This window comes from Streptomyces sp. NPDC001070 (genome assembly GCF_053598835.1).
Map to the genome: position 1 here is coordinate 130,410 of NZ_JBSFLB010000019.1, position 15,086 is coordinate 145,495.

Annotated in this window: 15 protein-coding genes and 1 pseudogene; 8 read left to right on the forward strand and 8 right to left on the reverse strand. The window is 69.4% G+C overall.

Going from position 1 to position 15,086, the window contains the following annotated elements:
• The first annotated feature begins 8 nt into the window (after nucleotides 1-8).
• On the forward strand, nucleotides 9-665 hold the full coding sequence (locus tag ACWDAS_RS23600) for a hypothetical protein (RefSeq protein WP_450394144.1): 657 nt from the start codon (nucleotides 9-11) through the stop codon (nucleotides 663-665).
• Nucleotides 666-847: 182 nt separating this feature from the next.
• Here the strand turns inward: ACWDAS_RS23600 and ACWDAS_RS23605 are convergent, their stop codons facing one another.
• The 3 genes from ACWDAS_RS23605 to ACWDAS_RS23615 all read right to left on the reverse strand — a co-directional run bounded on the left by ACWDAS_RS23605 (nucleotide 848) and on the right by ACWDAS_RS23615 (nucleotide 3,997).
• Complete coding sequence (locus ACWDAS_RS23605) at nucleotides 848-1,015, reverse strand: hypothetical protein (protein ID WP_450394147.1); 168 nt, start codon at nucleotides 1,013-1,015, stop codon at nucleotides 848-850.
• Nucleotides 1,016-1,129: 114 nt separating this feature from the next.
• A complete protein-coding gene (locus tag ACWDAS_RS23610) occupies nucleotides 1,130-3,442 on the reverse strand; it encodes an FdhF/YdeP family oxidoreductase (protein WP_450394150.1) in 2,313 nt (770 codons plus the stop codon).
• A 36-nt stretch (nucleotides 3,443-3,478) separates the two neighbouring features.
• Entirely contained in the window at nucleotides 3,479-3,997 is a 519-nt protein-coding gene (locus tag ACWDAS_RS23615; protein ID WP_450394275.1) for an SRPBCC family protein, read from the reverse strand.
• 438 nt (nucleotides 3,998-4,435) lie between these two features.
• Here ACWDAS_RS23615 and ACWDAS_RS23620 point away from each other — a divergent pair, with 438 nt between their 5' ends.
• The 3 genes from ACWDAS_RS23620 (at nucleotide 4,436) to ACWDAS_RS23630 (ending at nucleotide 8,041) form a co-directional block, all read left to right on the forward strand.
• Nucleotides 4,436-5,419 carry an aldo/keto reductase gene (locus ACWDAS_RS23620; RefSeq protein WP_450394153.1) on the forward strand — a complete coding sequence of 328 codons (984 nt, stop codon included), beginning with the start codon at nucleotides 4,436-4,438 and terminating at the stop codon, nucleotides 5,417-5,419.
• A gap of 619 nt (nucleotides 5,420-6,038) precedes the next feature.
• The gene (locus tag ACWDAS_RS23625; RefSeq protein ID WP_450394156.1) at nucleotides 6,039-6,269 is read left to right on the forward strand and encodes a hypothetical protein; all 231 of its coding nucleotides are present in this window, start codon (nucleotides 6,039-6,041) and stop codon (nucleotides 6,267-6,269) included.
• Nucleotides 6,270-6,301: 32 nt separating this feature from the next.
• Nucleotides 6,302-8,041, forward strand: a complete 1,740-nt coding sequence (locus ACWDAS_RS23630) for a SpoIIE family protein phosphatase (RefSeq protein ID WP_450394158.1) — start codon at nucleotides 6,302-6,304, stop codon at nucleotides 8,039-8,041.
• A 54-nt stretch (nucleotides 8,042-8,095) separates the two neighbouring features.
• Here ACWDAS_RS23630 and ACWDAS_RS23635 read toward each other — a convergent pair whose 3' ends face one another.
• The gene (locus ACWDAS_RS23635) at nucleotides 8,096-9,100 is read right to left on the reverse strand and encodes an SPFH domain-containing protein (protein ID WP_450394161.1); all 1,005 of its coding nucleotides are present in this window, start codon (nucleotides 9,098-9,100) and stop codon (nucleotides 8,096-8,098) included.
• Between the two features lie 3 nt (nucleotides 9,101-9,103).
• On the reverse strand, nucleotides 9,104-9,535 hold the full coding sequence (locus ACWDAS_RS23640) for an NfeD family protein (protein ID WP_450394164.1): 432 nt from the start codon (nucleotides 9,533-9,535) through the stop codon (nucleotides 9,104-9,106).
• Nucleotides 9,536-9,968: 433 nt separating this feature from the next.
• Between ACWDAS_RS23640 and ACWDAS_RS23645 the strand changes: the two genes are divergently transcribed.
• Nucleotides 9,969-10,448 (forward strand): TspO/MBR family protein, encoded by a 480-nt coding sequence (locus ACWDAS_RS23645; RefSeq protein ID WP_450394166.1) that lies wholly within the window; start codon nucleotides 9,969-9,971, stop codon nucleotides 10,446-10,448.
• A gap of 70 nt (nucleotides 10,449-10,518) precedes the next feature.
• Here ACWDAS_RS23645 and ACWDAS_RS23650 read toward each other — a convergent pair.
• A pseudogene (locus ACWDAS_RS23650) lies at nucleotides 10,519-10,980 on the reverse strand (SRPBCC family protein); the annotation flags it as partial.
• A gap of 53 nt (nucleotides 10,981-11,033) precedes the next feature.
• Here ACWDAS_RS23650 and ACWDAS_RS23655 point away from each other — a divergent pair.
• Entirely contained in the window at nucleotides 11,034-11,390 is a 357-nt protein-coding gene (locus tag ACWDAS_RS23655) for a hypothetical protein (RefSeq protein WP_450394169.1), read from the forward strand.
• A gap of 309 nt (nucleotides 11,391-11,699) precedes the next feature.
• Here the strand turns inward: ACWDAS_RS23655 and ACWDAS_RS23660 are convergent, their stop codons facing one another.
• Nucleotides 11,700-12,200 carry an SPW repeat protein gene (locus tag ACWDAS_RS23660; protein WP_450394171.1) on the reverse strand — a complete coding sequence of 167 codons (501 nt, stop codon included), beginning with the start codon at nucleotides 12,198-12,200 and terminating at the stop codon, nucleotides 11,700-11,702.
• A gap of 580 nt (nucleotides 12,201-12,780) precedes the next feature.
• Between ACWDAS_RS23660 and ACWDAS_RS23665 the strand changes: the two genes are divergently transcribed.
• Entirely contained in the window at nucleotides 12,781-13,461 is a 681-nt protein-coding gene (locus ACWDAS_RS23665) for a DUF4142 domain-containing protein (protein ID WP_450394173.1), read from the forward strand.
• Between the two features lie 35 nt (nucleotides 13,462-13,496).
• A complete protein-coding gene (locus ACWDAS_RS23670) occupies nucleotides 13,497-14,423 on the forward strand; it encodes a class F sortase (RefSeq protein WP_450394278.1) in 927 nt (308 codons plus the stop codon).
• A gap of 176 nt (nucleotides 14,424-14,599) precedes the next feature.
• On the opposite strand, the gene ACWDAS_RS23675 is transcribed toward ACWDAS_RS23670, so the two are convergent.
• Entirely contained in the window at nucleotides 14,600-15,073 is a 474-nt protein-coding gene (locus ACWDAS_RS23675) for a hypothetical protein (protein ID WP_450394176.1), read from the reverse strand.
• Between the last annotated feature and the right edge of the window lie 13 nt (nucleotides 15,074-15,086).

A 15,086-nucleotide genomic window follows, 5' to 3' on the forward strand; every position in this document is an offset into this window, starting at 1 on the left:
GACACATCATGGCGACGAAGATGGCCGCGGCAGCCCGGGCGGCGGCGAAGCGCGTCGAACACGCCGACCGGGTCGAACCGGTGAAAGCGGCCGGCCCGGTGGGACGCGTCCCGCGCGTCGGCGTACCGGACGAACCGAGTGCGCCCAGCGGCCCCCACTCCCACCCCCGTGCCGGTCTCCGTGTTCCCGTCCGCATGCGGGCCGCGGTCCTGCTGCTGCTCCTCGCAGGCGGCCTGGTCGCCGCCCCGTTCCTCGGCCTGGCGTACCGGGAGGCCGAACGCACGCGCCAGGCCCGTTCACAGGCCGTGGCCGCGGCCCGCGAGGCGGCCCCGGTGATCCTCTCCTACGACTATCGGCACCTCGACCGGGACTTCGCCGCCGCCCGCGCGCTCCTGACCGGCGCCTTCCGCGACACGTACGCCAAGACCACCCGTACCGTCGTCACGCCGACCGCCACGAAGTACCAGGGCGTCGTCAGGGCCACCGTCGCCGCCGGCCCCGCGGTCGTCTCCGCGACACCGGTCAAGGTCGTGGTGCTGCTCTTCGTCAACCAGGTCACCGACAGCACCCGCGTCTCCACCCCCCGGCTCGACCTGAACCGCGTCCGGATGACGCTGACGCGCACCGGCGGCGGATGGAAGGTGAGCGCCGTCGACGCGCTGTGATCGCCGGCGGATGAGTTCCCCGGCCCGCTTGATCGTCTCCCGAATGCGGACATGGGTACCCAGCGGCACACGTTCGCGATGGCGCCGATGTGGGCGTCGTCGGCTCGGAGGTGCGCTTGAGGAGCGCCGCCGGGGCAGGATCTGTACCGGCCGGCAGCGCACTGGGCGACGTCCTGCTCCAGTCAGGTCTCCTGGACCCGGTGCAGGGTGTCACCGGCGGCGAGCCCCTCGATGGTGATCGCCTCCTCGCGAGCGGTACGCCGCGAGGCGCCGCGGGTCGCCGTCGGGCACCCACCCACCGGACGGCCGGGCTGCGACCGCCCGGCGTACCGGGACTTCCTCCGCTTCACCTACGACCTGGGCATTGACCTGTCAGGTCTCCGCCCAACGGTGCTGCGGCACTCACGCTGTCCTCGACTCTTTCGGCACCAGCATCCCGGCCGCGACCAGCAGGAGCCCCCGGGTCACCGCGGTGAGGGGCCCGGGCGGGTGCCGGCGGGCTCCAGACGGACGACGATGCACTTCGAGGTCGGCTGGTTGCTGGTCTCGGCCACGCTCTCCAGCGGCACCAGGACCTGGGTCTCGGGGTAGTACGCGGCGGCACAGCCCGGTGACGTCGGGTAGGGGACCACCGCGAAGCCCTCCGCGCGGCGCACCACATCGTCGGTCCACACGCTCACCAGGTCCACCGACTGCCCCTCGGAAAGGCCGAGTTCGGCCAGATCCGCAGGGTTGACCAGCACCACCCGGCGGCTTCCGCGGATGCCCCGGTAGCGGTCGTTGTCCGTGTAGGGAATGGTGTTCCACTGGTCGTGGGAGCGCAGGGTCTGCAGCAGCAGGTGCCCCTCGGGGGCCTGCGGCATGTCCCAGGCGTTGCAGGTGAACATGGCCTTGCCGGTGGCGGTGGCGAAGACCCCCTCGTTGACCGGGTTCGGCAGCCTGATGCCACCGGGGCGGATCACCCGCCGGTTGAAGTCGTGCAGCCCCGGCAGGATGTGCGAGATCCGGTGGCGGATCGTCCCGTAGTCGGTCTCGAACTGCTTCCACGGGATGTCGGCCTTGCCGTCGAGGGTGTGGCGGGCGAGCCGGCACAGGATGGCGATCTCACTGAGCAGTAGTTTGGAGGCCGGCTCCAGGCGCCCACGGGAGGTGTGCACCTCGCTCATCGAGTTCTCGACGGTGACGAACTGCTCGCCGCAGGGCTGGACGTCGCGTTCGGTGCGGCCCAGGGTCGGCAGGATGAGTGCCGTCCGGCCGCAGACCACATGGGACCTGTTGAGTTTGGTGGAGATGTGGGCGGTGAGGCGGCATCGCCGCATGGCCTCCTCGGTGACGTCGCTGTCCGGCGCGGCCCGGACGAAGTTGCCCGCGAGGGCGAGGAAGACCTTGATGCGGCCCTCCCGCATGGCCTTGATCGAGTTAACCGAGTCCAGACCGTGGGCGCGCGGCGGGTCGAAGTCGAATTCCTGCTGCAGCGCGTCCAGGAACGAGTCCGGCATCTGCTCCCAGATGCCCATCGTGCGGTCGCCCTGCACATTACTGTGCCCGCGCACCGGGCAGGCCCCGGCTCCGGCCCTGCCGAGGTTGCCGCGCAGCAGCAGGAAGTTGACGATCTCCCGGATGGTGGGGACGCCGTGCCGCTGCTGCGTCACTCCCATGGCCCAGCAGACGATGACGCGCTCGCTGCGCAGCACCTCGTCCCGGACGTCCTCGATCTCCTCGCGGGTCAGTCCGGTCGCGGGGAGGATCTGGTCCCAGGTGATGGTGCGGGCGTGCCGGGAGAACTCCTCGAAGCCGCTGGTGCTGGAGCGGATGAAGTCTTGGTCGAGGACGCTGCCCGGCCGGGCGTCCTCCGCCTCAAGCAGCAGCCGGTTCAAACCTTGGAACAGCGCGAGGTCGCCGCCGCTGCGGATGTGGAGGAACCGGTCGGCGATCTGGGTGCCGTGTCCGATCAGCCCGCGTGGCTTCTGCGGGTTCCTGAACCGCAGCAGTCCGGCTTCCGGCAGCGTGTTCACCGCGATGATGCGGGCGTCGTTGCGCTTGGCCTCTTCGAGGGCGGAGAGCTGCCGGGGATGGTTGGTTCCCGGATTCTGCCCCACCAGGAAGATCAGGTCGGCGTGGTGCAGGTCGTCCAGGCTCACCGTTCCCTTGCCCGTGCCGAGTGTCTCGTACAGGGCGGTGCCGCTGGACTCATGGCACATGTTGCTGCAGTCGGGCAGGTTGTTGGTGCCGAAGGCCCTGGCGAAGAGCTGCAGGACGAAGGCGGCCTCGTTACTGGCCCGGCCCGAGGTGTAGAAGACCGCCTCGTCGGGCGAGTCGAGCGACTTCAGCTCCGTGGAGATCAGTCCCAGGGCGTCCCGCCAGCTGATCGGTTCGTAGTGGTCCGAGTCCGGCCGCTTGACCATCGGTTCTGTGAGCCGGCCCTGCTGGTTCAGCCACAGATCCGACCGCCGGCGCAGCTCGGAGACGGAATGCGCGCGGAAGAAGTCGGCGGTGATGCGGCGCGTCGTCGCCTCGTCGTTGATGTGCTTGGCACCGTTCTCGCAGTACTCGTTGCGGTGCCTGTGGCCGGGGGCGGGGTCCGCCCAGGCGCAGCCGGGGCAGTCGATTCCGTCCACCTGGTTCATGGTCAGCAGCGTCACCCCGGTCCGCCGGACCGATGTCTCCTCGAGGGAGTACTCCAGCGCGTGCCTCACCGCGGGCACTCCCGCGGCCCACTTCTTGGGCGGAGTCACGCTGAGAGGTTCATCCGGCTCTTCTCCGGGCGCCTTCGTCATGGGGGTGCGTCTCTCGTTCTCTCGTACGCGGTTCACTTACCCGACAGGCCACCGAGGGACCCGGCTCCGTGGGGGTTCCGATTCCACCGGCTGTACATGTCCGTTGTGGATGGACGCGCGCCAGGCCCCGCTCTCTTCGCCCAGACCCTCGATGTACTCCTTGAAGTTGCGGAGTTCGGCCCGGACGACACGGCGTGTGACCCCGAGGGCATCCGTGACGGTGTCCGCGAATCCGCGCCGCGCGGCCTCCATCCGCACGGTGACTTCGGTGCGGTCCGGTGCCCTGGAGCGGAACGAGACCTTGCCCCGGTGGTAAGGGGTCCGTTCCAGGCTCTGCCAGACCAGGAAGGAGTCCGGCTGCTGCTCCACGATCTCCGCTTTGAATTCGCGGCGCACCGGGCCGAGCCCGATGACCCAGAGGGTGACGGCCGGATTGATCTGCTCGACCCTCTTCACCGCGGACATGAACCGCGGAAAGCTCTTGAACTGGGTCCACTGGTTGTATGCGGTACGTACCGGGACCGCGATCTCAATCACTTCTTCGACGGTTTTCATGGCCCACCTTCTCCAGGCGCTGCTTTTCACAGTCTCACCGCCCGGCTGGTACGTCGCCATGCGGGTGGGCCGAGCGTGCCGGCGGCCGCGCGAGGCTCCCGTGACGCTCGCGCGGGTCGCCCCACGGCCTGCGGTCAGGAGAGCGCGCCTGCGCCGACACGGGCGGCCGCTGCTGCCGCCGGTCCCGTCCGCGGGTTCACGCGTTACCGCCGGAGAGCACGAGAGAACGAGTCGGGCCCCCGGCGCTTGGCAGCGGCGGAGGCCCGGCCCTCGGCCGAGGGGCGTCTGGGGGGAGATGGACGATCCTCAAGACCTGGGCCGAGCCTGACCGGAAACGGGCGCGGCCGCCAGTCGGGCGGGCATGTGAGTGACGGACGGCCCCGCGCCGTCCGGTCTTGCGCACCGTGGCGGTCAACACAACTGGGAGAGGGATTCGCAATGCGGACGGTGGACCTCGGCGGTCAGGGACTGCGCGTACCGGTGCAGGGCCTGGGCGCGATGGGGATGAGCGTGGACTACGGGGCGGCGGACGAGCGGGAGTCGGTGATCACGCTCAACCGCGCGGTCGACCTGGGCGTCACGTTCATCGACACGGCCGAGTCCTACGGGCCCTTCGAGAACGAGAAGCTGATCGCCCGCGCACTGGGACACCGCCGGGACGAGATCATCCTGGCGACGAAGTTCGGCCTCGACTTCGCCGACGACGGCACGCCCGGTCCCCTGGACGGACGGCCGGAGCACATCCGCCGGGCGGTGGAGCGTTCGCTGCGCCATCTGAAGACGGATGTGATCGACCTCTACTACATGCACCGGGTCGATCCCGGCACGCCCATCGAGGACACCATCGGGGCGATGGCCGGGCTCGTCACGGCGGGCAAGGTCCGCTACATCGGCCTCTCCGAGGTATCCTCGCAGACCATCCGCCGGGCCCATGCCGTCCATCCGCTCACCGCGGTCCAGTCGGAACTGTCGCTGTTCACTCAGGACCTGCTGGACAACGGCCGCAAGGCGACGATGGACGAACTGGGCATCGGCCTGGTCGCCTCATCGCCGATGGGCCGCGGCTTTCTCAGCGGAGCCATCCGCAGCGTCGATGACCTCGCGCCGGACGACGCGCGGCGCGGTCTGCCCCGCTTCTCGCCGGAGAACATCGCCGCCAACCTGGTCCTGGTCGAGCGTGTGAGGGAGATGGCCGCCGCACGCGGGGCGACCCCAGGACAGGTGGCGCTCGCCTGGGTCAACGCACAAGGGGCCGTCGCGATCCCCGGTACGAAGAGGCAGAAGTACCTCGAGGAGAACGCCGCGGCCGCCGACCTCGTCCTGTCGCAGGACGAACGCGCCACACTCGGCGCCGCCGTTCCGGCCCGGGAAGTCAGCGGGGCGCGCTACACCGCGCAGGCACTGGCGTCCACCAACCGCTGACCGCGCGCGGCAGCGGCCTCCGCACCCGGGGTCAGCCACCGCTTCGCAGAACGACGAGTGGACCAGGGCTGCTGACCACCTGGCCGCACCAGATGTCCCCGGCGCATGCCTCGCCGGCAAGCGCCGGGGACGCTCGGCCGGTCCGAGGCAGCCACAGTCGGTACGGGGCCCCGGCAGGCCCCACGAGGCAGGCACTCACCGGCGGCCATCTGCACGACGATCCCGCAGCCGAGGAGACCCCATGGGCGCAGGTCGGCGGCGAGCGTTGCCGGGCCGCGTTCAGCGCCCGCCTGCTCTCCCCCCACGTCAACCCCTGCCCCGGCGGCAGGTTGCCCAAGGCAGCAGCGGGCTTGTCCGGGTCACCGGCGGGACGGCTCGGGATCGCGCTGCCGGCGCCGGGCAGCGTCGCGCACCAGACGCGCCGCCCGCCACCTGGGAAGCGGCCAGGTCATCGGTCTCGACCATGTGCCGGAGCGGCTGACCCGGGCACGCCGCCACGGGGCCCAGGTCTTCGGCCTGGACGAGTTCGACCACCAGGACGACCTCGTGCAGGCTGTCCGGGACGTCACCGGCGGCCGCGGTCCGGACGCCGTGATCGACGCCGTGGACACGGAGGCGCATGGCAGCACTCCCTCCGGGCAAGATGGTCCGGCAATCCGCGGACCTGCTCCCGCGCACCGGAGCCGGCAGGCTCGTGCAGACCGTCGGTGTCGACCGGCTCGGGGCTCTCCACCTGGCGATCGAGCCGGTCCGGCGGGGCGGCACGATCCCGGTGAGCGGCGTGTACGGCGGCATGTCGCGACCGCGCTCCCGGCGCCGCGCAGTGCCATTGCGGCCTGTCTACGGGTAGGCCAGGCTGGATTGCATATGAGGACGGGGAAGATGGACGCTGTCGTACCGCACACTGGATCGCCCCTACCGGACGCGTCCCGAGCACTGCCTGCTGCCGTGCCCGACGATCTGCTGGAGGGCATGAAGGCGTCTGCCTACGTCGTGGACGGCGACGGACTGATCATCGCGACCAACAGGGCCGCCCGGAGCCTCCTGCAAAGGACCGCCGCGGAACTCCTCGGCCAGGACGCCCATGACCTGCTGCACCGCGACAGCCATGGTCGGCCCTTGCCGCGCTCCGGCTGCCGGATGCGGGACGCCCTCCTCACGGAGAGCACCAGGCACAGTGACCTGGGGTGGTTCGCCCGCGGGGACGGCACCCTGATCGGACTGTCCTGGATCCTGACCCCCTACGCCCTCTGCCTCGGCCTCGAACGGCCGGGGGCCTTGGTGCTGCTATACCGGCGCCAGGAATCCGCGGACTCCCGAGAGCAGGGTGAAGGGCTCTCGTCGGCGCTGACGGAACTCGACCGTCTCGCCCTGCTCGCCGAGACCACCACACAGCTCACCTCGACCCTGGTTGTGGACGAGGCGCTGCACCGCTTGGCCGCCCTGACCGTGCCCCTGCTGGCGGACTGGGCGGTGGTCGACCTGCTCACCGAGAACGACGAGGTGCGGCGCGCGTTGGTCGTCCAACACAGGGACGGCGTTCTGATCGAGCGCACGGACCTCCAGGGGCCGATGCCGCCGCTGCCGCGCGACTCCCCGATGCCGCTGTCGCGGGCACTGCGCGGCGCCGCCTCCAGCGTCGCCGGCCCCTCCACGTACCACGGCCCACCGGACTCCGGCATCGCGGTCGAGCAGCACCGTCTCTTCCGGAAGACGGGCATACACTCCGCGGCCATCGCCCCGATCCGCGGCCCGCGGGACGTGCTCGGCGCGCTGACGCTGGGCCGCGCGGAACGCCCGGACGGCTTCAACGCCAGTGACCTGCCGCTGCTTGAGGACATCACCCGCCGGGCGGGCCTGGCACTGGACAACGCCCGCTTGTACCAGCGGCAGCGCAAGGTCTCCGAGACCATGCAACGTCACCTGCTGCCCCAGATGCCTTCGATTCCCGGATTGCAGATGACGGCCCGGTACGTCCCTGCCCCACAGGCCTCACAGGTCGGCGGCGACTGGTACGACGCCTTCCCGCTCACCGACGGCGCGACCGCACTGGCCATAGGCGACGTCGTCGGGCACGATCTCGACGCCGCCAGCGGTATGGCGCAGGTCCGCAACATGCTGCGCGCCTTCGCCTGGTCGCATCCCGAATCACCCGGAGCTGTTGTCACCCAGCTCGATCAGGCCGTCATGCACATCGCCGAAGTTCCCATGGCCACCATGATCCTCGCGCGGCTCACCAGTGCGGATGACGGGCTGTGGAGACTGCGGTGGACCAATGCCGGCCACCCGCCGCCACTGCTGGTGAACCACGACGGCCGGACCCGCTTCCTCGCTGAGGGACACGGCATCCTGCTCGGCACGGGCTCCACCAGACCCCGCGACGACGCCGTCGTCACCCTGCCCCCGCGGGCCACCCTCGTGCTTTACACCGACGGACTGGTCGAGTCTCCACGGCACTCCATCGACGACGGCCTGGACCAGCTCCGCAAGCACGCCGCTTCCCTGGCCCGGCGTCCCCTGGACTCGTTCAGCGACTCACTGCTGGATCGCGTCCGGCCCCAGGACAACGACGACGACGTCGCCTTCCTGGCCCTGCGCACGCCTGAGCCTGCTCCCGGCTGAGGGCTTGCGCCGTCCCGCGGCCTGGTGAGGTGCCAGCGGCTGCCCGCTGCTCCATCAATGCGCGCCGTCGGCCTCGGCCGCGTCGGCGAGGGCCTCGGCAGCGGCCTGTGCGGCCTGCGCCGCGTCGTCGGCGGCCTGGGCAGCCCTGTCGTCCGAGGATTTCTCGCGGGTGGCCGGCGACTGGGGCAGCACCTCGCTGAACGCGCGGGACACACCCTCGAGTGCGGAGGTGACCTCGCTGGGGATCACCCAGAACGTGCTGCCCGCGCCTTGTGCGAGCTGGGGCAGCATCTGCATGTACTGGTACGCGAGCAGCTTGGGGTCGGGGTCGTTGCGGTGCACGGCCTGGAACACCTCGTCGATGGCCCGTGACTGGCCCTCGGCCCTGAGGATCTCGGCTGTGCGGTTGCCCTCCGCGCGCAGGACAGCGGCCTGCTTGTCGCCTTCGGCGGTGAGTATCTGCGATTGGCGTTGTCCTTCGGCCCCCAGAATCGCGGCCCGCTTGTCCCGCTCGGCCCGCATCTGCTTCTCCATCGCGTCCTTGATGGACTGCGGCGGGTCGATGGCCTTGATCTCCACCCGGTTGACTCTCAGCCCCCATTTGCCGGTGGCCTCGTCCAGCACACCACGGAGCTGGTTGTTGATGGTGTCGCGCGAGGTGAGAGCCTTTTCCAGGTCCATGGACCCGACGACGTTACGCAACGTGGTGACGGTGAGCTGCTCGACAGCCTGAAGGTAGTTCGCGATCTCATAGGCGGCCGCCCGCGGGTCGGTGACCTGGAAGTACAGGACGGTGTCGATCTCCACGACCAGGTTGTCCTCGGTGATCACCGGTTGTGGCTGGAAGGACACGACCTGTTCTCGCAGGTCGATCACCGGATAGACACGGTCGATGTAGGGGATGACGACGTTGAGGCCGGGTTTCAAAGTGCGGTGGTAGCGGCCGAGCCGTTCGACATTGCGAGCGCGGGCCTGGGGCACGATGCGTACCGCCCGCAACACGGTGAAGACGGCGAAGAGCGCGACGATCAGTCCGACGACGAGGAGCGCCGACTCCATGGTTCACTCCCGGGGGTAGACGAGTGCGGTGGCGCCGCTGATCTCGATGACATCGACGGTCGTTCCCGGAGGAATCACCAGCGTCTCGTCATAGGCGCGGGCCGTCCATTCCTCGCCGCCTATACGGACCCTGCCGCCCATGCCTGTCACCTCTGAGACGACATAGGCGCTCCTGCCCACCAGTGCGTCTACGCCGAATCGCTGCGCCTGGGGCTGGTTCAGGTGGCGGAGCACGACGGGACGGACGAACAAGACGGTGCTCGCAGCGACGATGGTGAACACCAGGAACTGCCAGGGCAGCGGAAGTCCGGCCGCCGCGAATCCCGCCGTGACCAACGCAGCCCCACTCAGCAGCCCCAGTGCGGCAGTGAGCGTGAAGATCTCCGCCACGGCCAATACCGCCGCGGCGATGAGCCAGACCAGCCATGGATCCATGGCCCCTCCTGCCGCGTGGAGTGCGGCCGGCCAATGCCCCCTCAGTCGGCGACCGAGTGTTCCCCTCCAAGGCGTCTAACCGTATCAAATGCCTAAAATCAACCTTTAGCCGAATGAGGAGAACGTCGAGGTCGACGTACAGGGCACACCGTCGCTGCCGGCAAGGCGAGAGGACAGCATCGGGCATGCGCCGTCGAGGCCCCCGGCGGCGCACAGCCTCTGGTTTACGGTTGGTGTGCGTGCCCGTTCTCTGTTTCCGGGCGCGGCGGGTACGGGGCCATGTTTGTCCACCCCCCGGGCAACCAAGCCGGCCCCGCCGCCGTGGGTCGACAAGGGAAGGATCGTGGGTGTGAGGCTGATCAGCGAACGCGGCGGGCGACCGCACGTGGAACGACACGGTCGCGTTGGCCGACGGCGACGAAAGCCTGGCTCCGTGACCCGGCTGCGGTGGCACTCCTACGCCGGTGCCGCGATGGCGGTGGCCGCCGCTGCAGCAGTGGGCGCTGCGGCGGTCGACGCGAACAGCGCCTGGTACCGGGGACTGGCCACACCGCGGTGGCAGCCGCCGTCCTGGGCGTTCGGCGCCGTCTGGACACCCCTGTACGCGACCATCGCGTGGTCCGCGGGCCGTTCCTGGAACCAGGCCGGCGAGCGAGAACGTACCCAACTGGTGGCCGCGCTGACGATGAACCTGTCGCTGAACGCGGCCTGGAGCTGGCTCTTCTTCGCCGCCCGCAGCCCCCGGGCCGGCTTGGCGGGCACCCTGCTACTGGACGCCAGCACCCTCCACCTCATTCGCATCACATCCCGTACCGACCGGCACGCGGCGGCCGCGCTCCTGCCCTACTCCGCATGGTGCTGGTTCGCCACCGCCCTGAACGCCAGGATTGCCCGGCACAACCCCCGCCCCTGACCACCGCCACCGCTGTCTCCTGGCACTTCCACGACGCGCTGCCCGCACCGTCGTGACGCGCAGCCGGCGGTCACCGGCTCCCCCCTTCGTCTTCCTCCTCTCCGTCCTCTTCGTCTTCGCCGTATTCCTCCCCCTCGCCTTCGGGGTACTCGTCCTCTGTGTCTTCCTCGTCGGCGTATTCGTCGTCAGCGGAAGTGTCGTCTTCCTCGACGTCTTCCTCTTCTTCGGCGGCCTGTTGCTCTTCCTCGATGGCTTCCTCGTGGGTACGGACCACCTCACCGTCGCGAATTTCGCCGCGCCAGCCGTCCGCTTCCTCGTTGGTCAGGGTCACGTAACGCTGGAAGTGCTTGAAATCGAGACGCAGACGCCGCCCTTGGGCACGCCAGATGTTTCCGGTCTTCTCGAAAAGGCCGGAGGGGTAGTACTCGACCACGAGCACAATCCGAGTGAGGCTGGGCGCCAGTTCGTGGAAGCTGACGCAGCCCCGCGTGGTGCCCTTGGCGCCCTCCGAGGTCCACACGATGCGCTCGTCCGTGCACCATGGACTCCCCGCCGGGCGGGGCGCCGGCGCGAGAGGATTCCCGCATGCCGCACATGACAGCCGAAGAGGCCGCCGACTGCCTCGGCATCGCCGACGAGCACCTCGCCACGTTCGTCGCTATCGTCGACGCGCTGCGCACCCCAGACGCCCGGCGGGCCGAGATCGAGCAGCTGCGCGCCGAGCTCGACGCCGTCGACGAGGTGCTGCACGAGGCAGGGATCGACCATCCGACCGGCGCCCAGGGCGTCCGCGACCTGCACAGTATGCGCGACATCGCACGCGAGGACGCCGACGAGGACGCCCGGGCAGCACGAATCGTCGCCGCTCTCAGACGCTCGAAGAGCAGCCTGCCTGCCGAAGTCCTCGCCGCCCTCGACGAGTACGACGCCGCGTCGCATTGACGGCGCGCACGAGCCGCCGCCGGTGTCCGAGGGCGGCATCACGATCACTCGGTGCCCCGCTCGTCCAGCCTGCCCATCGGTCCGGCGGGCCGCATCCTGGTGAGGCGGCTCCGCCCAGACCTCCGTCTCCCGCCCATGGCCAGGGGTAGCCCTTCACCCCGTGTGCGCTGTCTGACGGGCGGCCGTGGTCAGGCGGATGCGATACTGGGCGCAAGGCTTGAGGACCGCCTATCCCCCCAGACGCGCTGGCGGGTACGGTACGTCCAGGCCGATCGAACCGGCAGACGGACCCGCGCCGGCCGTTCAGTGTCAGCCGCGCCTCATGCCTCCAGGGGTGTGTGACATGCCGTGCTCCCGGGAGCGGGCATCGCCGGGACGCGTTGCTGCCGCAGCGAGGGCGAGTATCAGGCCAATCACACCGACGATCACATTGTTTGTGATGGTACGCCAGGTGCTGACATCTCCCCCGACGCACCAGGGCGAGATGATCGTCCACAGGGCGATGATGGCCGCCGCCCACGCCTTGGAGTGAGTGCGTTCGAAGCCTCGTCCCACGCCTCCCATGAGCAGGGCGTAAGCGATACCGGCTATGAGGTTGTTGACGGCGATCGTCGACAGCGCGTTGAAACCCAACAGAGCGTTGAAGCCCGCGATCCACGGTGAAGCGGCCAGATAGGTGCCAGTGAGCAGGCCCATGGCCTCAATGGCCTGACCGCGATTGGTCGCGGTCGCACGCTCGTAATCGGCGCGAAGTTCAAGCAGATCGGGGTGCTGCTCGATGCCGGATTGCGTGCGGGACATCCAGACCATCTCCCATTTTTCCGGTCATTCCACGTATCCGCCTACCCGGACTCAGGCATCCGAGTCCCGTCGCTTTTCGGCCAGGCACGACGCTCGACGACCTCACCATCGACCGGGGGTCTCGTGCCCTTCCCGCAGCAGCAACCGCCCGGTCTGGACGACGCGCCATTCAGCGCCTCCAGCAGCCCGACGTCGACCCCGGCCAATGCGTCCAGCAGCGGTTCGAGGCGTTCAACGACCTCACCCCGTGCATACCCTTTCACGCTACGCCCACGCTGGGACCGCCGATCTCGCCGGTCAGGTCCTCCAACGGCGGCCCGCCCAGCCGGCCGGCCGGCGCGACGGCCCTGCCGACACACGCCACCACCGATTACCGAAACGTGCGATTGCCAGACCCGGCGATGCGGCCGAGCGTCATTCATCGCCGGTGCATGGCATATCGGCTCGACGGGTGACCTACCGGACTTTGTCGGTACAGCTGGTCGCCGGGGTGGCAGCCATCTGTCCGGGGCGCTGTGCCATGTGCCCCGTTCTGACCACCGGTGTGGTGCCGCATTGCAGGCCCATCGGTTCGAAGGGAGCAGTACCGATGCGTACACGACTGCTTGCTGCCGCCGTGGCGGCGGCGGCACTGTCCGGCATAGCAACGCCCCAAGCGTTCGCCGCAGGACTGACCGACCAGGACGCAACGTTCATGGCGCAGGCCCACCAAGGGAACCTCGCCGAGATCGCGGCTGGGAACGACGCACGGAATCACGCGACGAGCGAGTGCGTGAAGCAAGTTGGCGACGTGCTCGTCCAAGACCACAGCAAGCTCGACGCGGATGTGAAAATGCTCGCGAGCAAGCTGAACGTGACGCTGCCGATGTCGCCATCCACCGAGCAAAACAAGGAGCTGGGCGCGGTGCAGGCGAAGGCGGGCAGCCCCGCCTACGACGCGGCATGGCTCAGCACCCAGGACGTCGCGCACCGCAAGACCCTCGCCTTGATCGACCAGGAAATCAAGGCGGGGAGCAACGCCGAAGTGGTGGCAGCCGCCCGTAGCGCCCGTCCGGTGGTGGCAATGCACCTGGAAATGGTCAGCGGCGGCGCCTGCCACGCCGCCTCGGGCACCGGCACGGTCCACGCTGGATCCGGCGGCCAGCTCGCCGCTGCGCAAGGCTCGGCCGCCACCGCGGGGATGGCCGGCATGGCAGGAGGCGCACTTCTCACCGCCAGCGGAGCGGCCTGGCTCCTGCGCATCCGCCGCCGAACGGCCGGAAAGAGCTAGAACCCGTGGAACGCCACCGGTCGGCCGCCGCTCTCATGACACTCTGCGGTCTAAGCACGGCGGTCGCCGGCTGGCTGACGTGGAGCACGCCACAGCTGGGCGTCACCGACACGGGCACTCTGCCCGCCAGCGTGCACCGAGCCGCCTTTGACGACCAAGAGGCGTCGCCACCAACCCGCATCCATGGCCCAGCCGGTCTCGATGCGGCCGTCGTACCTGTCGCCGCCCGGGCCGACGGTGCTCTTGACCTGCCTGAAAACCTCCACACGGGCGGATGGTGGGCACTAGGGGCCGCGGTGGGCGCGGCGACCGGCACAGTCTTGATCGCGGGCCATGTCGACAACCGCAAAGACGGGGTGGGGCCCTTCGCCGCACTGTACGACATACCCGTGGGAGGTCCCATCACAGTGACAGGAGCCGACACCAAGGCACGTACCTATCGGGTCACCGCCCGACGCACCTACCAGCAGGAGCACCTGCCACGTGACCTCTTTACACGTGCAGGCCCCCACCGGCTGGCTTTGATCACGTGCGCCGGTCCCTACAATCGCGCGGCGCGCCGCTACGAACGCAACCTCGTTCTCTACGCAACGCCAACCGAAGAACGCGCCCCCCGCCCGCTTCGCCAAAGCCCGCACGACCGGCTGGGCAAAGCGGCCCCGCCCGCTGTGCGCGACGGGGACGGAAGAAGGACGAGGCCGACGCCGACTCCCCGACCTTGCGCCGCTGGACCTGGGAGTGGTGGCAGTCCGTACTGCAGACCCGCGTGGAGTTCGACGGCGCGATCGCGGCGGGACCGCAACCATTGCAGGCCCACCCGGCCAGACGTGGCACCCACATCATGGACGACCAGATGCGTTCCGGCGGGACAGGCACCTTCAGCGGTACGCGTCCCCGCTGCGGCTGCAAATTCGGAAAAGACCAGGTCAGAGGTGGCAATAGCGCGGCCCCGCCGGGCGTAGCCCTGCGCGAGGAACGGCGGGACCGCACCTCCAGGATGCGACGCATCCACGCTGGCGGCACGCTGAAGACGCCGGGGGGAGGACTTCCAGGAAGCGGCGCGACCTGTTGAAGGAGGAAGGGGGTTGACCTGAGCGGCAACCCTGCGGCCGCGGCGGGCGGCGTCAAGTGGTGGGGTTCAGGTAGTGAGCAGGCGGTTGAAGAAGGACCGGTAGCGCCGGAGTGCGGTGCGTAGGTCCTCGGTGTTCACCTGTTCGCCACGGGTCCATTGGCCTTCCAAGCCCTGTTTGTGTTCGGCGAACGTCGCTGTCAGCTTCTGCATGACGTCGGCGACCAGTTCGTCGGCGGAGTGCACGGCATCGCGCGGTTCGTCGACGAACTCGCCCTGGATCTGCCGCCAACGGTCGCGGAAGTTCTCCTGGTCCTGCGGGTTCAGGAGTTGCGGGGTTTCATCCGCGGTTGCGTCCTGTGCTGGAGCGCCGGCCACGTCGTCGGGGGGCGGTTCGCCGGCCCGTGTGGTGCTCTCACCGGGGTAGGCAGGTGCCTTGGACGCTGCGTCCCGGCGCTCCTGCGGGGGGCCGGAGGGTGCGTGGGTCCCGGCGAGGTCTTCGGTGACCAGGCCGCTCGTACGGGAGGCGCGTTCGCGTTCCATGTTTGCTCCGCCT

Excerpts from the sequence above, each read along its gene's own strand:
- ACWDAS_RS23600 (WP_450394144.1), top strand. The coding sequence starts at position 9 with ATGGCGACGAAGATGGCCGCGGCAGCCCGGGCGGCGGCGAAGCGCGTC.
- ACWDAS_RS23610 (WP_450394150.1), bottom strand. The coding sequence starts at position 3,442 with ATGACGAAGGCGCCCGGAGAAGAGCCGGATGAACCTCTCAGCGTGACT.
- ACWDAS_RS23615 (WP_450394275.1), bottom strand. The coding sequence starts at position 3,997 with ATGAAAACCGTCGAAGAAGTGATTGAGATCGCGGTCCCGGTACGTACC.
- ACWDAS_RS23620 (WP_450394153.1), top strand. The coding sequence starts at position 4,436 with ATGCGGACGGTGGACCTCGGCGGTCAGGGACTGCGCGTACCGGTGCAG.
- ACWDAS_RS23625 (WP_450394156.1), top strand. The coding sequence starts at position 6,039 with ATGGCAGCACTCCCTCCGGGCAAGATGGTCCGGCAATCCGCGGACCTG.
- ACWDAS_RS23630 (WP_450394158.1), top strand. The coding sequence starts at position 6,302 with ATGGACGCTGTCGTACCGCACACTGGATCGCCCCTACCGGACGCGTCC.
- ACWDAS_RS23635 (WP_450394161.1), bottom strand. The coding sequence starts at position 9,100 with ATGGAGTCGGCGCTCCTCGTCGTCGGACTGATCGTCGCGCTCTTCGCC.
- ACWDAS_RS23640 (WP_450394164.1), bottom strand. The coding sequence starts at position 9,535 with ATGGATCCATGGCTGGTCTGGCTCATCGCCGCGGCGGTATTGGCCGTG.
- ACWDAS_RS23655 (WP_450394169.1), top strand. The coding sequence starts at position 11,034 with ATGCCGCACATGACAGCCGAAGAGGCCGCCGACTGCCTCGGCATCGCC.
- ACWDAS_RS23660 (WP_450394171.1), bottom strand. The coding sequence starts at position 12,200 with ATGGTCTGGATGTCCCGCACGCAATCCGGCATCGAGCAGCACCCCGAT.
- ACWDAS_RS23665 (WP_450394173.1), top strand. The coding sequence starts at position 12,781 with ATGCGTACACGACTGCTTGCTGCCGCCGTGGCGGCGGCGGCACTGTCC.
- ACWDAS_RS23670 (WP_450394278.1), top strand. The coding sequence starts at position 13,497 with ATGACACTCTGCGGTCTAAGCACGGCGGTCGCCGGCTGGCTGACGTGG.
- ACWDAS_RS23675 (WP_450394176.1), bottom strand. The coding sequence starts at position 15,073 with ATGGAACGCGAACGCGCCTCCCGTACGAGCGGCCTGGTCACCGAAGAC.